Source organism: Pseudomonas sp. 3JA (assembly GCF_036961705.1).
Lineage (GTDB): Bacteria > Pseudomonadota > Gammaproteobacteria > Pseudomonadales > Pseudomonadaceae > Aquipseudomonas > Aquipseudomonas fluorescens_Q.
Window position 1 is genome coordinate 1 of record NZ_JBAMDJ010000108.1, and the last position, 499, is coordinate 499.

The 499-nt window shown below is 62.3% G+C and carries 1 protein-coding gene; it reads left to right on the forward strand.

Annotated features, from left to right (window positions below):
• The coding region (locus V7773_RS30250) for an immunoglobulin-like domain-containing protein (protein ID WP_336076501.1) at positions 1-499 on the forward strand (499 nt) is incomplete at both ends.

A 499-nucleotide genomic window follows, 5' to 3' on the forward strand; every position in this document is an offset into this window, starting at 1 on the left:
TGAAAACGGCACCATCACCTACACCGCGACCCTGACCGACGCCAACGGCAATCCGGTCACCGCGCAAAATGGTCCGGTCACTGTCACGCTCGACAGCGGCAAGACCATCACCATCGCCGCGGGCGCAAGCTCCGGCGTGCTAGATGTCGCTGTGGGTAACGATGTTTACCAAGGCCCAACGACCGTCACCGAGTCGATTGCTTCGGCATCCGGCGGCAATCTGGAAGCGATTGCACCGAACACCGCGCCGGTCAGCACCATCGTCAGCGACGTCAACGACACCACCACGGTGACCTTGACCGCCACGCCAACCGTGAACGAAAACGGCACCATCACTTACACCGCCACGTTGACCGATGCCAACGGCAATCCGGTCACCGCGCAGAACGGTCCGGTCACTGTCACGCTGGAAAGCGGTAAAACGATCACCATCGCGGCGGGCGCAAGCTCGGGAGCACTGGACGTAGCCGTCGGCAACGACGTGTATCAAGGCCCGACC